14 protein-coding genes are annotated in these 17,070 nt (G+C 55.7%); 5 read left to right on the top strand and 9 right to left on the bottom strand.

The genetic code is table 11. From position 1 onward, the window contains the following. Positions 1-19: 19 nt before the first annotated feature. From wzzE to trxA, 4 genes are all read right to left on the bottom strand, one after another. Positions 20-1,066 carry an ECA polysaccharide chain length modulation protein gene (gene wzzE / locus KGP22_RS21520; RefSeq protein WP_111963515.1) on the bottom strand — a complete coding sequence of 349 codons (1,047 nt, stop codon included), beginning with the start codon at positions 1,064-1,066 and terminating at the stop codon, positions 20-22. Between the two features lie 13 nt (positions 1,067-1,079). After that, positions 1,080-2,183 carry a UDP-N-acetylglucosamine--undecaprenyl-phosphate N-acetylglucosaminephosphotransferase gene (wecA, locus tag KGP22_RS21525; RefSeq protein WP_111963514.1) on the bottom strand — a complete coding sequence of 368 codons (1,104 nt, stop codon included), beginning with the start codon at positions 2,181-2,183 and terminating at the stop codon, positions 1,080-1,082. A gap of 242 nt (positions 2,184-2,425) precedes the next feature. Next, positions 2,426-3,685, bottom strand: a complete 1,260-nt coding sequence (gene rho, locus KGP22_RS21530) for a transcription termination factor Rho (RefSeq protein ID WP_008501566.1) — start codon at positions 3,683-3,685, stop codon at positions 2,426-2,428. Positions 3,686-4,030: 345 nt separating this feature from the next. Beyond that, complete coding sequence (gene trxA, locus KGP22_RS21535; protein ID WP_006179218.1) at positions 4,031-4,360, bottom strand: thioredoxin TrxA; 330 nt, start codon at positions 4,358-4,360, stop codon at positions 4,031-4,033. A gap of 144 nt (positions 4,361-4,504) precedes the next feature. On the opposite strand from trxA, the gene rhlB reads away from it, so the two are divergent. After that, positions 4,505-5,773, top strand: a complete 1,269-nt coding sequence (gene rhlB / locus KGP22_RS21540) for an ATP-dependent RNA helicase RhlB (RefSeq protein ID WP_111963512.1) — start codon at positions 4,505-4,507, stop codon at positions 5,771-5,773. Positions 5,774-5,779: 6 nt separating this feature from the next. Beyond that, entirely contained in the window at positions 5,780-7,264 is a 1,485-nt protein-coding gene (gene gppA / locus KGP22_RS21545) for a guanosine-5'-triphosphate,3'-diphosphate diphosphatase (RefSeq protein WP_115877003.1), read from the top strand. Positions 7,265-7,314: 50 nt separating this feature from the next. Here gppA and rep read toward each other — a convergent pair whose 3' ends face one another. Further along, on the bottom strand, positions 7,315-9,339 hold the full coding sequence (rep, locus tag KGP22_RS21550) for a DNA helicase Rep (protein ID WP_115877002.1): 2,025 nt from the start codon (positions 9,337-9,339) through the stop codon (positions 7,315-7,317). Between the two features lie 112 nt (positions 9,340-9,451). Between rep and ppiC (KGP22_RS21555) the strand changes: the two genes are divergently transcribed. Both ppiC (KGP22_RS21555) and ppiC (KGP22_RS21560) read left to right on the top strand, forming a co-directional pair. After that, positions 9,452-9,733, top strand: a complete 282-nt coding sequence (ppiC, locus tag KGP22_RS21555) for a peptidylprolyl isomerase PpiC (protein ID WP_004886860.1) — start codon at positions 9,452-9,454, stop codon at positions 9,731-9,733. A gap of 50 nt (positions 9,734-9,783) precedes the next feature. After that, positions 9,784-10,065: a peptidylprolyl isomerase PpiC gene (gene ppiC, locus KGP22_RS21560; protein WP_023309650.1), complete on the top strand. Its 282-nt coding sequence runs from the start codon at positions 9,784-9,786 to the stop codon at positions 10,063-10,065. A 93-nt stretch (positions 10,066-10,158) separates the two neighbouring features. On the opposite strand, the gene ilvC is transcribed toward ppiC (KGP22_RS21560), so the two are convergent. Continuing rightward, the gene (gene ilvC, locus KGP22_RS21565; protein ID WP_021242831.1) at positions 10,159-11,634 is read right to left on the bottom strand and encodes a ketol-acid reductoisomerase; all 1,476 of its coding nucleotides are present in this window, start codon (positions 11,632-11,634) and stop codon (positions 10,159-10,161) included. 152 nt (positions 11,635-11,786) lie between these two features. Here ilvC and ilvY point away from each other — a divergent pair, with 152 nt between their 5' ends. Then, positions 11,787-12,677, top strand: coding sequence for an HTH-type transcriptional activator IlvY (gene ilvY / locus KGP22_RS21570; RefSeq protein WP_111963506.1), 891 nt, complete (start codon positions 11,787-11,789; stop codon positions 12,675-12,677). Here the strand turns inward: ilvY and ilvA are convergent. The 3 genes from ilvA to ilvE are packed head-to-tail and all read right to left on the bottom strand — an operon-like array spanning position 12,674 to position 17,061. Continuing rightward, the gene (ilvA, locus tag KGP22_RS21575) at positions 12,674-14,218 is read right to left on the bottom strand and encodes a threonine ammonia-lyase, biosynthetic (RefSeq protein WP_039267211.1); all 1,545 of its coding nucleotides are present in this window, start codon (positions 14,216-14,218) and stop codon (positions 12,674-12,676) included. The two genes, ilvY and ilvA, sit on opposite strands and share 4 nt — an antisense overlap. A gap of 2 nt (positions 14,219-14,220) precedes the next feature. After that, complete coding sequence (gene ilvD / locus KGP22_RS21580; RefSeq protein WP_115877001.1) at positions 14,221-16,071, bottom strand: dihydroxy-acid dehydratase; 1,851 nt, start codon at positions 16,069-16,071, stop codon at positions 14,221-14,223. A gap of 60 nt (positions 16,072-16,131) precedes the next feature. Then, positions 16,132-17,061 carry a branched-chain-amino-acid transaminase gene (ilvE, locus tag KGP22_RS21585; protein WP_127732610.1) on the bottom strand — a complete coding sequence of 310 codons (930 nt, stop codon included), beginning with the start codon at positions 17,059-17,061 and terminating at the stop codon, positions 16,132-16,134. Positions 17,062-17,070 lie beyond the last annotated feature (9 nt).

Consider the following 17,070-nt stretch of genomic DNA (forward strand, 5'->3'; position numbering starts at 1 on the left):
TTCATCGTAGACGGCGTTCTTAGTTTTTGCGACGACGCGTTAACGCCACGCCAGCGCCCGTCAGTGCGCCTACAATCCCCCACATAATCATCAGGAATGCACGACGCGGACTATCGCGTTTTACAGGTTCTTCAGGCGTTCGCAAATAACGATAGGTCTGAAAACGCGGGTCCAGAGAAGGACCTACATTAAGCGTGTTGAGCATCGCGCGATTTTGATCGTAATCGAGGTCAAAATCAGGACCGACGGCCTGGAGGTTTTCCAGGCGCGCCTGCAGCATGGGGCGGCCAAGGAGGAACATCTCTGAATCAGGCAGCTCATCAGCCGGCACGTCCGTCTCAGTGCGGGAAATATTGTGCTGTTCCGCAATTTTCAGCGCCTGCTCAATATTATGAACACGACGAGCGAAAATGGCTTTAGCCACCTCTTCCTGACGTTTCACCTGTGCTTTCATCTGGATTGTACGAGCCGCCCAGGCGCCTTTAAGCTCTTCGTTAAGATGGCTTGCGGCACGCTGGCTGGCAAACGCGACATACTGACGCAACAGGTTGTTAGCATCCGGCGCGGTTTCTGCAATCAGTTTGACGCTGTCGTTCACGTTACGCAGCGCATCGCCCGGCATAAACTGAATATTGTTAATCAGATCGTCCAGCAGAGCGGCATCGGCTTTAGTGTTATCAACCCGACGCTGCTTGTAATAATCCGTCTGAGACCAGAAGTCGCGGCGCGTATCCCACGAAGCCAGTTGCATCACAAACTCTTTATAAGCCTCATCCATAACGGAGACCTGATCTGGCGTGGCGAGGTTGGCTTTGATATCCAGGTTTCGCAGGAATTGCTGCTGGGAATAGTATCCCCCAAGCATGTTAACCGTTGGTTTGTCCGTGATTGCCGTGGAGCTCCATTCTTGTTTTGCAAAGAACGTATAGGCCAGCGCTAACAGTGCAAAACCCAGCGCGATCCCCGCAATCCAAAGTTTGCCTGCCCATAACACGCGAAACAAACCCCGAATATCCAGTTCATTCTCAGTTACCACTGATTTCGCTCCCGCCAACGGTTGAGTCATCATAGTCCCGGTTTTACTTAGTTAATGTTGTGTTTTTGCCACTGTTACGACGCATCCGGCGTTTAATACGTTTTATGAACCGCGCTACTTTCCATGCGCGCTTAATGCAGTAGCCGTACAGGAAAAATGCTAGCAAGAATAATGCCAACATAACCCACTCAGGAATGATATGAGAATATTCTGCAGCTACGCCAATTGCGGCCAAAATAGCAGCGGCCAGAGTAATCAGCACAAACGCCTGACGAGAAGTAAAACCCGCACGCATGATGAGATGATGAATGTGTTGGCGGTCTGGAGAGAAAGGACTCATCCCTTTGCGCAGGCGGCGATACATAATCGCCACCATATCCATCAATGGAATGGCAATAATCCACAGCGCGGTTACCGGACTTATCGGGTGGGTTTGACCCTGCGTGGTTTCAAGCAGGATCCAGATAACCGTAAAACCAATCAGCGTACTGCCCGCGTCCCCCATAAAGACTTTATAGCGACGGCCCAGCACGCCGAGGTTTAAGAGGATATAAGGCAGAATGGCGGCAATCATGGCAAAACACCACATTGCCAGGCTGTACTGGCCATCAAACCATAAGATAATGCCAATAGCGGCGAAAGAAACGGATGACAGTCCACCGAGCAGGCCGTCAATGCCGTCTACCATGTTGAAAGCATTGATTGCCGCCCAGACGGCAAAGAGCGTCAGGAAGAAGCCAAATGGACCCAGAACTAACTCCCACGGGCCAAACACATAGCCGAGGCTACGCAGATACAGTCCGCCGACAACCATCATCACCACGCCAATGGCCGCCTGAACGGTGGCGCGTATTTTCACCGCGATATCGAAGCGGTCATCAAGAGCCCCGACTAACACCAGGACACCGGCGCAGGCAATATAGAGGGCGGCATGCGGGATATAATAGTCAGCAATACCAAACGTGAAGCAAATCCCTGCGTAAACAGAAATCCCGCCGACTAAAGGAATAAGTCCCTGATGGCGTTTACGAAAATTAGGCTTATCCACCAACCCTATTCGTTTTGCCACCTTGCGCGCAATGAACAAAAAACAGGTTGTGAATAAAAAAATACTGATCAGTTCAGTAACGGCGGTGAATAGATTCACAATGGATTGCTCTCAACAAATGTTAGTCCCGGAAGTATAACCATGAAGCCACAGCCTCAGAAGTAATAAAGATGGCTTCTTACAACTCCCTTTGTATATTTTTCAATCAATTATTTCTTTGGCTGCAGAAACGGCCCTATTGTCGCACCGACCGGTCAAAATTGGGAGTAGATGGTACTAGCGTATAGTCCATAAAAGAAAAACGCCACGTAAAAACGTGGCGTTTGCTGGCTTTATTTGCGTTACGAGCGTTTCATCATGTCAAAGAAATCGTCGTTGGTTTTGGTCATCGCCAGTTTGTTAATGAGGAACTCCATTGCGTCGATTTCACCCATTGGATGGATGATTTTACGCAGGATCCACATTTTCTGCAGCTCTTCCTGGGTGGTGAGCAGCTCTTCTTTACGAGTACCGGAACGGTTGTAGTCGATAGCCGGGAAGACGCGTTTTTCAGCGATTTTACGAGAAAGATGCAGTTCCATGTTGCCTGTACCTTTAAATTCTTCGTAAATCACTTCGTCCATTTTAGAACCGGTATCGATCAGCGCCGTCGCAATGATGGTCAGGCTGCCGCCCTCTTCCACGTTACGTGCTGCACCGAAGAAGCGTTTTGGGCGATGCAGGGCGTTAGCATCCACACCACCGGTCAGGACTTTACCGGACGCCGGCACCACGGTGTTGTAGGCACGCGCCAGACGAGTGATGGAGTCGAGCAGGATGATCACGTCTTTCTTGTGCTCAACCAGGCGTTTCGCCTTCTCGATAACCATTTCCGCAACCTGAACGTGGCGAGATGCCGGTTCGTCGAAGGTAGAAGCAACCACTTCACCTTTAACCAGACGCTGCATCTCGGTCACTTCTTCCGGACGTTCGTCAATCAGCAGCACCATCAGCACGCAGTCTGGGTGGTTATAGGCGATGCTCTGAGCGATGTTCTGCAGCAGCATGGTTTTACCCGCTTTTGGCGGCGCCACAATCAGACCACGCTGGCCACGACCAATTGGTGATGCCAGATCCAGTACACGCGCGGTTAAGTCTTCAGTAGAACCGTTACCACGCTCCATGCGCAGGCGAGAGTTCGCGTGCAGCGGCGTTAAGTTCTCAAAGAGGATCTTATTACGCGAGTTTTCCGGTTTGTCGAAGTTAACTTCATTGACTTTCAACAGCGCAAAGTAGCGTTCACCCTCTTTAGGAGGACGAATCTTACCTGAAATGGTGTCACCAGTGCGGAGGTTGAAACGGCGGATTTGGCTGGGGGATACGTAGATGTCGTCAGGGCCGGCGAGGTAGGAGCTGTCTGCAGAGCGGAGGAAACCAAATCCGTCTTGCAATATCTCCAGCACACCGTCGCCAAAGATATCTTCGCCACTCTTAGCGTGCTGCTTCAGGATGGCGAAAATGATGTCCTGCTTGCGCATACGAGCCTGGTTTTCCAGCCCCATATTTTCGCCGAGAGTGATCAGCTCAGAAACCGGCGTATTCTTTAATTCGGTAAGATTCATAATGGTGTGGGTTCTTAAACTCGGGGTGATTCTCGAACTTAATGTTGTGAATGGTATGGCAGGGTCATCCATGCCTGTTTAGCGGCCATCAACTCATGTCTGTTCGCTGTCTGGTCACAGGGAAAGAACGCAGAACTGAAACGACAAGACGGATTGAGCGACAAGCCCGGAATTTAGCCACTTCACGCACTGTTCATGTCAACAACGGGAAGTATCGGGTAAAACAAGATTCAAACAACAAGATATGTTTAAAACGAAGTCATAGCTAACTTAGCACGACTTCAGCCGGGCGTCCAGAGTTCCACATCATTTAGGCAGGAGCTCTGAACGCACAGCGGAGAAACCTTACGCCAGGTTAGCGTCCAGGAACTCTTTCAGTTGACCTTTGGACAGCGCACCCACTTTGGTCGCTGCCACTTCGCCGTTTTTGAACAGCAGAAGGGTTGGGATGCCACGGATACCGTATTTTGGTGCGGTGCCCGGGTTCTGGTCGATGTTCAGCTTGGCAACGGTCAGTTTGCCCTGATATTCGTCGGCGATCTCATCCAGAATCGGGGCGATCATTTTGCAAGGACCACACCATTCAGCCCAGAAATCGACGAGGATCAGCCCGTCAGCCTTAAGTACGTCCGTGTCAAAACTGTCGTCAGTCAGGTGAATAATTTTATCGCTCATATATAACTCCACAGGAATAAGCCTGGTACGTTGGTTTTGTCTCCACCAACGACGTGTTGATGTCGCATTAACCAACTAAAGGTTGACTTTATTTCACCGGATACGCTTTCGTAAAGCAATAGTAAGCTGATATTCTACCACACTATGAGCAAAACACATTTAACAGAACAGAAGTTTTCCGACTTCGCGCTGCACCCGAAGGTGATTGAAGCCCTTGAAAATAAAGGGTTTCATAACTGCACGCCCATTCAGGCCCTCGCGCTGCCGCTGACGCTGGCCGGTCGCGATGTTGCCGGGCAGGCGCAAACCGGTACCGGCAAAACGATGGCGTTTTTAACGTCAACGTTTCATTATTTACTTTCTCACCCAGCGATTGCAGACCGCAAAGTTAACCAGCCGCGCGCGCTAATTATGGCCCCGACGCGAGAACTGGCGGTACAGATCCACGCAGACGCTGAACCCCTGGCGCAGGCTACGGGCCTGAAGATAGGCCTGGCCTACGGCGGCGACGGCTACGATAAACAGTTGAAAGTGCTCGAAAGCGGTGTGGATATCCTGATCGGTACCACCGGCCGTCTTATCGATTACGCCAAACAGAACCACATTAACCTCGGTGCCATCCAGGTTGTGGTGCTCGATGAAGCAGACCGCATGTACGATCTCGGCTTCATTAAAGACATTCGCTGGCTGTTCCGCCGTATGCCTCCGGCCAATCAGCGTCTGAATATGCTGTTCTCTGCAACCCTCTCATACCGCGTACGCGAACTGGCGTTCGAACAGATGAACAACGCCGAATATGTTGAAGTGGAACCTGAGCAGAAAACGGGTCACCGCATTAAAGAAGAGCTCTTCTATCCTTCGAATGAAGAGAAAATGCGTCTGCTGCAAACGCTGATTGAAGAAGAGTGGCCAGATCGCGCCATCATCTTTGCGAACACCAAACATCGTTGTGAAGACATCTGGGGCCATCTGGCTGCAGACGGTCACCGTGTTGGCCTGTTGACCGGCGACGTCGCACAGAAAAAACGCCTGCGTATTTTGGAAGAGTTCACCCGTGGCGATCTCGATATTCTGGTCGCAACCGACGTGGCGGCACGTGGTTTACACATTCCAGCCGTGACGCATGTCTTTAACTACGATCTGCCAGACGACTGCGAAGACTACGTACACCGTATCGGTCGTACCGGTCGCGCGGGCGCAAGCGGACACTCTATTAGCCTTGCATGTGAAGAGTATGCGCTGAATCTCCCAGCCATTGAGACTTATATCGGTCACTCTATCCCGCAGAGCAAATACAATCCGGAAGCGCTGTTAAGCGAACTGCCGCCGCCTAAGCGTCTAACCCGCCCACGCTCCGGCAATGGTCCGCGTCGTTCAGGCGGCGCACCGCGTAATCGTCGTCGTTCAGGTTAAGAAAATATGCTCAGCTCCACCTCGCTTTATGCGGCAATTGATCTCGGTTCGAATAGTTTTCATATGCTGGTTGTGCGCGAGGTGGCGGGAAGCATACAAACGCTGACGCGCATCAAGCGCAAGGTCCGCCTCGCGGCGGGCCTGAGCAGCGATAACCACCTCTCACCTGAAGCCATGGAACGTGGCTGGCAGTGTCTGCGACTCTTTGCCGAGCGTCTGCAGGATATCCCGCATGCCCAAATCACCGTCGTCGCCACTGCGACACTTCGCCTGGCGGTTAACGCCGTTGATTTTATTGCCAGAGCGCAGGAAATCCTCGGTTGCCCGGTTCAGGTTATCAGCGGTGAAGAAGAAGCTCGTCTGATTTATCAGGGAGTTGCACACACCACGGGGGGTGACGATCGCCGCCTAGTGGTGGATATCGGCGGTGCCAGTACCGAGCTTGTGACCGGCACCGGCGCGCAGGCAACGTCGCTGTTCAGCCTCTCGATGGGCTGCGTGACCTGGCTTGAGCGCTACTTTACCGATCGTAATCTGGGTAAAGAGAACTTCGACGAGGCGGAAAACGCCGCGCGCGAGGTATTACGCCCGGTCATGGATGAACTGCGCTATCACGGCTGGAAAGTCTGCGTGGGTGCGTCCGGGACCGTGCAGGCCCTGCAGGAAATCATGATGGCGCAGGGAATGGACGAGCGGATTACGCTTGCTAAGCTTCAGCAGTTGAAACAGCGCGCCATTCAGTGCGGACGCCTGGAAGAGCTGGAAATTGAAGGCCTGACGCTCGAACGCGCGCTGGTCTTCCCGAGCGGGCTGGCTATTCTTATCGCCATTTTCACCGAGCTGAACATCCAGTGTATGACCCTGGCCGGCGGCGCGCTGCGCGAAGGCCTGGTCTATGGGATGTTGCATCTGTCGGTCGATCAGGACATCCGCAGCCGTACTCTGCGCAACGTTCAGCGTCGTTTTCTGGTTGATATCGATCAGGCAGGACGCGTATCGCAGCTGGCGTCACGCTTCGCCGATCAGGTCGCTAACGTCTGGGATCTTGACCATCTGAGCCGGGATTTACTGCTGAGCGCCTGTGCGCTACATGAAGTGGGGCTGAGCATTGATTTTAAGCAGGCACCGGCTCATGCAGCGTATCTGGTTCGAAACCTGGATTTACCGGGCTATACGCCCGCGCAGAAAAAATTGCTGGCAACGCTGCTGCTGAACCAGACCAACGCCGTCGATCTCTCCTCTTTGCATCAGCAAAACGCCGTACCGCCGCGCGTGGCCGAGCATCTGTGCCGCCTGCTTCGTCTGGCGATCCTGTTTGCCAGCCGCCGCCGCGATGATTTGCTGCCAGCCATTAATCTTGTGGCCGATGACGAGAAGCTTTCGCTGACGCTGCCGGAGAACTGGATTGATCGTCACCCGTTAGGGGCCGAGATGATCGAGCAGGAGTGCCAGTGGCAGAGCTATGTGCACTGGGTGCTGGAAGTAAAGTAATACGCTGAACATTGCCGGGTAGCGGCTTCGCCTTACCCGGCTACTCATGATTATCCTTTCTCTTTGGCTTTTGCCAGCATGGCGCGAATGTTCGCCACGTTAGCCTGCCCCTTGTGCATCCGCTCTTCCGCGGTAATCACTTTGCGCTCCTGTTCCCAAATCAGGTCATCCTGCGGCAGCTCCAGCAGGAAACGACTCGGCTCCGGGCGGACGAGTTCGCCATACTGGCGGCGCTCTTTACACAGCGTGAACGTTAGCTCTTTCTGCGCGCGGGTGATCCCCACGTAGGCCAGGCGGCGCTCCTCATCGACGTTATCTTCATCAATGCTGCTCTGGTGCGGCAACAATCCCTCTTCCATACCAACCAGATAGACATACGGGAACTCCAGCCCTTTTGACGCATGCAGCGTCATGAGCTGAACCTGATCGGCCTCTTCTTCGCTCTCGCCGCGCTCCATCATGTCGCGCAGGGTAAAGCGGGTGACGACCTGCGTCAGGGTCATAGGCTCGTCGATTTCAGAGCCCTCCAGCATTTCGGTCATCCAGCTGAAAAGCTGGTTAACGTTCTTCATGCGCATCTCAGCCGCCTTCGGGCTGGCTGAGGTTTCATACAGCCAGGACTCATAGTCGATGCCGTGAATGAGATCGCGCACTGCCGCCACCGGCTCGCGCTCCGCGAGACGCTGTACTTCGCCGAGCCAGTGGGTGAAGCGGGTTAACGAGTCATAGCCACGCCCGGTTAACGTCTGGCTCAGCCCCATGTCAAAGCTGGCAGTAAACATACTTTTGTTGCGGGTCATCGCCCACTCGCCGAGCTTTTGCAGCGTCGCCGGGCCTATCTCGCGTTTTGGCGTATTCACAATACGCAGAAACGCGCTGTCGTCATCCGGGTTAGTGAGCACGCGCAGATAAGCCAGCAGGTCTTTGATCTCTGGCCGTGAGAAGAACGACGTACCGCCCGAGATTTTGTACGGAATGCGGTTCTGCATCAGCATCTTTTCAAAGACGCGCGACTGGTGGTTACCGCGATAGAGGATCGCGTAATCCTTATATTCTGTTTTGTTGACGAAGTGGTGAGCGATGAGCTCGCCCGTGACGCGCTCCGCTTCATGATCCTCATTGTTGGCGCTGAGCACTTTCAGCTCCGTTCCATAGCCCAGTTCAGAGAAGAGACGCTTCTCAAATACGTGCGGGTTATTGGCAATCAGGATGTTTGCTGCCTTCAGGATACGCCCGGAGGAGCGGTAGTTCTGCTCGAGCTTAATCACCTGCAGCGCCGGGAAATCTTTGCTCAGCAGCACCAGGTTTTGCGGACGCGCGCCGCGCCAGGAGTAAATTGACTGATCGTCGTCGCCTACCACGGTGAAACGCGCCCGATTCCCCACCAGCAGCTTAACCAGCTCGTACTGACTGGTGTTAGTGTCCTGATATTCATCCACCAGCAGGTAGCGGATTTTATTCTGCCAGCGCTCGCGCACCTCTTCATTGCGCTGCAGCAGCAGCGTGGGCAGCAGGATCAGGTCGTCAAAGTCCAGCACGTTGCACGCTTTCATATGCGCATCGTACAGACCGTAGCAGTGGGCGAAGATCCGATCCCGTTCGCCTTTGGCGATCGCCGCGGCCTGGGCCGGGGTCATCAGATCGTTTTTCCAGTTCGAGATCGTCGAGATCAGCTGCTGCAACAGCACTTTGTCATCTTCGATCAGCCCCTCGGTGAGCTCTTTGAGCAACGCCACCTGGTCAGTGTCATCGAAGAGGGAGAAGTTGGACTTCATTCCCAGCGCCGCATACTCGCGTTTGATGATATCCAGCCCCAGCGTGTGGAAGGTGGAGATCATCAGGCCGCGCGCTTCTTTACGGCCAAGCGTCTGACCGACGCGCTCTTTCATCTCACGCGCCGCTTTATTGGTAAAGGTGACCGCCGCAATGTGTCGCGCCTGATACCCGCAGTTGCGGATCAGATGGGCGATCTTGTTGGTGATCACACGGGTTTTACCCGAACCGGCCCCTGCCAGCACCAGGCATGGTCCAGTAACGAATTCGACCGCTTGTTGTTGTCCAGGGTTTAAACGCATGGGAGTGTTGCTCAATCTTCGAACGGGGTGTGGATTGTAGCAGAAAGCCGGGCGCAGATTTACCGGCTAATGATAAAGTGGAGAAATCGTGTTTAACCCGTAGAGCAGAACCATGAAAAAGACCGCAGCAGCCCTGCATATTCTGGTAAAAGAAGAGAAACTGGCCCAGGAGATCTTGGCCAAGCTGGAGCGCGGCATCAGCTTTGATCATCTGGCGAAGCGCTACTCTAAATGCCCTTCCGGGCGCAATGGTGGGGATCTCGGCGAGTTTCAACAAGGTGCGATGGTCGGCCCGTTCGATCAGGCGGTCTTTAGCTGCCCGCTTCTGAAGCCCTACGGCCCGGTAAAAACCAAATTTGGCTACCATATCATTAAGGTGCTTTATCGCCGCTGACGCGTGGTATATTGCGCCCCGATTTATTTCAACCTATTCAAGGCACGATCATGGCAAAAACAGCAGCAGCAGTGCACATTCTCGTTAAAGAAGAGAAACTGGCTTTAGATCTTCTGGAGCAGATTAAAAACGGTGCCGACTTCGGCAAGCTGGCGAAGAAGCACTCCATCTGCCCGTCAGGCAAACGCGGCGGCGATCTGGGTGAGTTCCGCCAGGGTCAGATGGTTCCGGCGTTCGATAAAGTGGTGTTCTCCTGCCCGGTGCTGGAGCCAACCGGCCCGCTGCATACCCAGTTTGGTTATCACATCATTAAAGTGCTGTACCGGAAATAAACAGCAAGGCCTTCTCTTAGAGAAGGCCTTTAATGTTTGCACCCTCTCCCTGTGGGAGAGGGGCGGGGTGAGGGCATCAGCCCGCCCCTGTTGTTAACCCGCTACCGCGATGCGCTTCATATCGGTCATGTAGCCACGCAGTTTGTGACCCACTTTCTCGATCTGGTGGCTGCGAATGGCTTCGTTCACATCGCGCAGCTGCGCGTTATCCACGGCACCTTCTGCAATCGCTTTACCCAGATCGCCAGTCTGCAGAGTAGTCATAAACTCTTTCAGCAGCGGCACGCAGGCGTAAGAGAACAGGTAGTTACCATATTCTGCGGTATCAGAGATAACCACGTTCATTTCGTACAGACGCTTACGGGCGATGGTGTTCGCAATCAGCGGCAGCTCGTGCAGTGATTCGTAGTACGCTGATTCTTCGATGATGCCGGAATCCACCATGGTTTCGAACGCCAGCTCAACGCCTGCTTTCACCATCGCGATCATCAGCACGCCTTTATCGAAGTACTCCTGCTCGCCGATTTTACCTTCGTACTGTGGCGCGGTTTCGAACGCGGTTTTACCGGTCTCTTCACGCCAGGTCAGCAGTTTCTTATCGTCGTTCGCCCAGTCCGCCATCATGCCGGAAGAGAATTCGCCGGAGATAATGTCGTCCATGTGTTTCTGGAACAGCGGTGCCATGATGGTTTTCAGCTGTTCAGACAGCGCGTAAGCACGCAGTTTTGCCGGGTTGGACAGACGGTCCATCATCAGCGTAATACCGCCCTGCTTCAGCGCTTCGGTGATGGTTTCCCAGCCGAACTGAATCAGTTTTTCCGCATATGCCGGGTCGGTACCCTCTTCCACCAGCTTATCGAAGCACAGCAGAGAACCGGCCTGCAGCATGCCGCACAGAATGGTCTGCTCGCCCATCAGGTCAGATTTCACTTCGGCAACGAAGGACGATTCCAGCACGCCCGCACGGTGACCGCCGGTCGCCGCTGCCCATGCTTTGGCAATCGCCATGCCTTCGCCTTTCGGATCGTTTTCCGGGTGAACCGCGATCAGGGTCGGCACGCCGAAGCCACGCTTGTACTCTTCACGAACTTCGGTACCCGGGCACTTCGGTGCAACCATCACCACGGTGATGTCTTTACGGATCTGCTCGCCCACTTCAACGATGTTGAAGCCGTGGGAGTAACCCAGAGCCGCGCCGTCTTTCATCAGCGGCTGTACGGAACGCACAACGTCTGAGTGCTGCTTGTCCGGGGTCAGGTTAACTACCAGATCCGCCTGCGGGATCAGCTCTTCGTAGGTACCCACTTTGAAGCCGTTTTCGGTCGCTTTGCGCCAGGAAGCACGCTTCTCGGCAATCGCTTCTTTGCGCAGGGCGTAGGAGATATCCAGACCGGAGTCACGCATATTCAGGCCCTGGTTCAGCCCCTGTGCGCCACAGCCGACGATGACCACTTTTTTACCCTGAAGGTAGCTCGCGCCATCGGCAAATTCGTCGCGCGCCATGAAGCGGCATTTGCCCAGCTGCGCCAGCTGCTGGCGCAAGTTCAGTGTATTAAAGTAGTTAGCCATGGGTGATACCTCGTGATGTTGTGTGTCTTATTGTTCGGTTCGCGTTTCAGCGAGAATGTACCCACATTACAACAGGAAATTTATTGCGGAAATTGATATATTCACAACGTCATGTTGCAATTTTTGCAATGTAAAAAGAGGGAGTGGAATCGGTGGATTTACGCGATCTGAAAATGTTCCTGCACCTGACGGAAAGCCGTCATTTTGGCCGCAGCGCCCGGGCGATGCACGTTAGCCCCTCCACGCTTTCACGCCAGATCCAGCGCCTTGAGGAAGACCTCGGCCAGCCCCTGTTCGTGCGCGACAACCGCACCGTCACCCTCACGGAAGCGGGCGAAGAGCTACGCATTTTTGCCCAGCAGACGCTGCTGCAGTACCAGCAGCTGCGGCACTCGATTGACCAGCAGGGGCCGTCACTTTCCGGCGAGCTGCATATTTTTTGCTCCGTGACCGCCGCCTACAGCCATCTGCCACCCATCCTTGACCGCTTCCGCGCGGCGCATCCGTCGGTTGAAATTAAGCTCACCACCGGCGATGCCTCCGACGCAATGGAAAAAGTGGTGACGGGCGAAGCGGATCTCGCCATTGCTGGGAAACCTGAAACCCTGCCGGGCGCGGTGGCATTCTCCATGCTGGAGAATCTGGCGGTGGTACTCATTGCCCCGGCCCTGCCCTGCCCGGTGCGTAACCAGGTGTCGGTGGAAAAACCGGACTGGTCCACGGTACCGTTTATCATGGCCGATCAGGGGCCGGTGCGCCGTCGTATTGAGCTGTGGTTCCGCCGCCAGAAAATCAGCAATCCGTCGATTTACGCCACGGTCAGCGGCCATGAGGCGATGGTGTCGATGGTGGCGCTCGGCTGCGGCGTGGCGCTGCTGCCGGAGGTGGTGCTGGAAAATAGCCCGGAACCGGTGCGCAATCGCGTGATGATTCTGGAGCGCAGCGATGAGAAAACGCCGTTTGAGCTTGGCGTGTGCGCACAAAAAAAGCGGCTGCATGAGCCGCTTATTGATGCGTTCTGGACGATATTGCCGAATCACTAACCTGCCAGGAAGAACCTGAACGCCGGGTTATGGGTTTCGTCGTGACACTCATAGCCCAGCTCGTTCAGCCGCGTTTCGAAATCCGGCTCGTGCTCGCCCAGTTCAAACGCCGCCAGCACGCGGCCGTAGTCGGTACCGTGGCTGCGGTAGTGGAAAAGGGAGATGTTCCAGTGCGTGCCCAGCGTGTGCAGGAACTTGAGCAGCGCGCCCGGCGATTCCGGGAACTCAAAGCTGAACAGGCGTTCCCTGAGCGGCTTCGATGGACGCCCGCCGACCATGTAGCGCACGTGCAGCTTCGCCATCTCATCGTCGGAGAGATCGACTACGCTATAGCCGCCTTCATGCAGCAGGTTAAGGATCTCTTTACGCTCCTCCACGCCACGGCTCAGACGCACGCCGACAAAAATGCAGGCGTCTTTGGCATCGGCAAAACGGTAGTTAAACTCCGTCACCGAACGGCCGCCCAGCAGCTGACAAAATTTCAGGAAGCTGCCCTTCTCTTCCGGAATCGTCACCGCCAGCAGCGCTTCCCGCTGTTCGCCCAGCTCGCAGCGCTCGGACACGTAGCGCAGACCGTGGAAGTTCACGTTGGCACCAGAAAGCACGTGCGCCAGACGCTCGCCGCGAATGTTGTGCTGCGCGATGTATTTTTTCATGCCCGCCAGCGCCAGAGCGCCGGACGGTTCCGCCACCGCACGAACGTCTTCGAAGAGATCCTTCATCGCCGCGCAGATCGCATCGCTATCCACCGTGACGATATCGTCGAGATATTCCCGGCACAGGCGGAAGGTTTCGTCGCCAATACGCTTCACCGCCACGCCCTCGGCAAACAGCCCGACGCGCGGCAGGTCTACCGGATGCCCGGCATCCAGCGCCGCTTTCAGGCAGGCAGAATCTTCCGCTTCCACGGCAATGACTTTGATCTGCGGCATCAGCTGTTTGATCAGCACCGCCACGCCTGCGGCTAAGCCACCGCCGCCCACCGGAACAAAGACGCGGTCGAGATGGGCATCCTGCTGCAGCAGCTCCAGCGCCAGCGTGCCCTGCCCGGCAATCACCATCGGGTGGTCGAACGGCGGCACCCAGGTGAAACCCTGCTGCTGCGCAAGCTCAATCGCTTTGGCTTTGGCTTCGTCAAAGTTAGCCCCGTGGAGTAATACTTCACCGCCGAAACCGCGCACCGCGTCGACTTTGATGTCTGCGGTAGCAACCGGCATCACGATCAGCGCTTTCAGCCCCAGACGAGCAGACGAGAACGCCACGCCCTGCGCGTGGTTGCCCGCCGACGCGGTAATCACGCCGCGCGCTTTTTGCTCATCGGTCAGTCCGGCCATCATCGCGTAGGCACCGCGCAGCTTGAAGCTGTGCACCGGCTGGCGGTCTTCGCGCTTCACCAGAATGACGTTGTCGAGGCGCGAAGAGAGTTTTTCCATTTTCTGCAGGGGCGTGACCTGCACGGCTTCATAGACCGGTGCGCGCAGCACCGCCCTGAGATATTCCGCCCCCTCAGGGGCGGCGGATAAGGGTTGTGACTCGGCCATCGTTAGCCCCCGAGTTTCGATTTATCGCGTACAGCGCCTTTATCTGCACTGGTGGCAAGGCTCGCGTAGGCGCGCAGGGCAAAGGAGACTTCGCGCTGGCGATCTTTCGGCGTCCAGGCTTTGTCGCCGCGCGCTTCCTGCGCTTCACGACGGGCTGCGATCTCCTGGTCACTCAGCTTGAGCTGAATGCCGCGATTCGGAATGTCGATTTCGATCAGATCGCCGTCTTCGATGATGGCAATGTTGCCGCCGCTTGCCGCTTCCGGGGAAACGTGGCCGATAGAGAGGCCGGAAGTGCCGCCGGAGAAACGCCCGTCGGTGATCAGCGCGCAGGCTTTACCGAGGCCCATCGATTTCAGGAAAGTGGTTGGGTAGAGCATCTCCTGCATGCCCGGACCGCCTTTCGGCCCTTCGTAGCGAATGACAACCACGTCGCCTTCAACCACTTTACCGCCAAGGATGGCGTCTACCGCTTCATCCTGGCTTTCGTACACCTTCGCCGGACCGGTGAATTTCAGGATGCTGTCGTCCACGCCTGCGGTTTTCACGATGCAGCCGTTTTCCGCAAAGTTTCCGTACAGCACGGCCAGACCGCCGTCTTTGCTGTATGCGTGTTCCAGCGAGCGGATGCAGCCTTCGGCGCGGTCATCGTCCAGCGTGTCCCAGCGGCAATCCTGGGAGAAGGCCTGCGTGGTACGAATACCGGCAGGACCGGCGCGGAACATTTTTTTCACCGCGTCGTCTTTGGTCAGCATCACGTCGAACTGGTCCAGCGATTCCGGCAGCGTCAGCCCGAGCACGTTTTTCACGTCACGGTTCAGCAGCCCGGCGCGATCCAGCTCGCCCAAAATACCGATTACACCACCGGCACGGTGCACGTCTTCCATATGGTACTTCTGGGTACTTGGTGCGACTTTACACAGCTGCGGCACTTTGCGGGACAGCTTGTCGATATCGCTCATGGTGAAGTCGATTTCGGCTTCCTGCGCGGCGGCCAGCAGGTGCAGAACGGTGTTGGTGGAACCTCCCATGGCGATATCCAGCGTCATGGCGTTTTCGAACGCGGCTTTACTGGCAATGCTGCGCGGCAGCGCGCTGGCGTCATCCTGCTCGTAGTAGCGCTTGGTCAGCTCAACGATACGTTTACCGGCGTTGAGGAACAGCTGCTTACGGTCGGCGTGGGTCGCCAGCAGCGAGCCGTTGCCCGGCTGAGACAGACCCAGCGCTTCGGTCAGGCAGTTCATGGAGTTCGCCGTGAACATACCGGAACAGGAGCCGCAGGTCGGACACGCGGAGCGTTCCACCTGATCGCTCTGCTCGTCAGAGACTTTCGGGTCCGCGCCCTGGATCATCGCATCGACCAGGTCGAGCTTGATGATTTTGTCGGAGAGCTTGGTTTTCCCCGCTTCCATTGGGCCACCGGAGACGAAGATCACCGGAATATTCAGACGCAGGGAAGCCATCAGCATCCCCGGGGTGATTTTGTCGCAGTTGGAGATACAGACCATGGCATCGGCGCAGTGGGCGTTAACCATGTACTCTACGGAGTCGGCGATGAGCTCGCGCGACGGCAGTGAATAGAGCATGCCCCCGTGACCCATCGCGATACCGTCATCGACCGCAATGGTGTTGAACTCTTTCGCCACGCCGCCGGAGGCTTCGATTTGCTCGGCTACCAGTTTACCCAGATCGCGCAGGTGCACGTGGCCCGGTACGAACTGGGTGAAGGAGTTCACCACGGCGATAATCGGCTTACCGAAATCGGCGTCGGTCATTCCAGTGGCGCGCCACAGCGCGCGGGCACCCGCCATGTTGCGGCCGTGGGTGGTGGTGGCTGAACGATACTTAGGCATGCTTTATTGACTCCCGTCTGACTATGTAATGGGACGGTGCGTGCCGTCCCAAATTTATGCTTAGTGATTAACCTGATCCAACCAGCCGTATTTATCTTCTGTTTCGCCGGTGAAGAGGCCAAAGAACGCTTTCTGAATGCGTTTGGTGACCGGGCCACAGCGGCCTTCGCCCACCTGAATACCGTCTACGCTGCGCACCGGGGTGATTTCAGCCGCGGTACCGGACATAAACACTTCATCGGCCAGATACAGGGATTCACGGGACAGCACCTGCTCGCGCACTTCGATACCCAGGTCTTTCGCCAGCTTGATGATGGCGTCACGGGTGATGCCCGGCAGCGCGGAGGAGGTGAATGGTGGCGTAAACAGAATGCCGTCTTTCACTTCAAACAGGTTTTCACCTGCGCCTTCGGAGATGTAGCCATTCACATCGAGCGCGATACCTTCCTGGTAACCGTGACGGCGCGCTTCGCTACCGACCAGCAATGAAGAGAGGTAGTTACCGCCCGCTTTCGCGGCGGTCGGGATGGTGTTTGGCGCAACGCGGTTCCAGGAAGAGACCATTGCGTCGATCCCCTGCTCCAGGGCTTCAGCACCCAGGTAAGCACCCCACGGGAACGCGGCAATGATCACATCAGTGGTATAGCCGGCCGGCGGGTTCACGCCCATACCGACGTCACCCACGAAGACCAGCGGACGAATATAGGCGCTGGTGAGGTTGTTCTTACGGATCACGTCGCGGCAGGCTTCCATCAGCTCATCAACGCTCTGAGATACCGGGAAACGATAAATTTTGGCTGAGTCATGCAGACGCTGCATGTGTTCGCGATGGCGGAACACCACTGGCCCTTTGTGAGAATCGTAGCAGCGGATGCCTTCAAACACGGAGGTACCGTAATGCAGCGCGTGGGACATCACGTGGACCTTCGCGTCCTCCCAGCGAACCATCTCACCGTTGAACCAAATGTAATCAGCTTTTTTTGTCGTCATTTTTTCGTC

The organism is Enterobacter sp. JBIWA005 (genome assembly GCF_019968805.1).
GTDB classification, from domain to species: Bacteria; Pseudomonadota; Gammaproteobacteria; order Enterobacterales; family Enterobacteriaceae; genus Enterobacter; species Enterobacter vonholyi.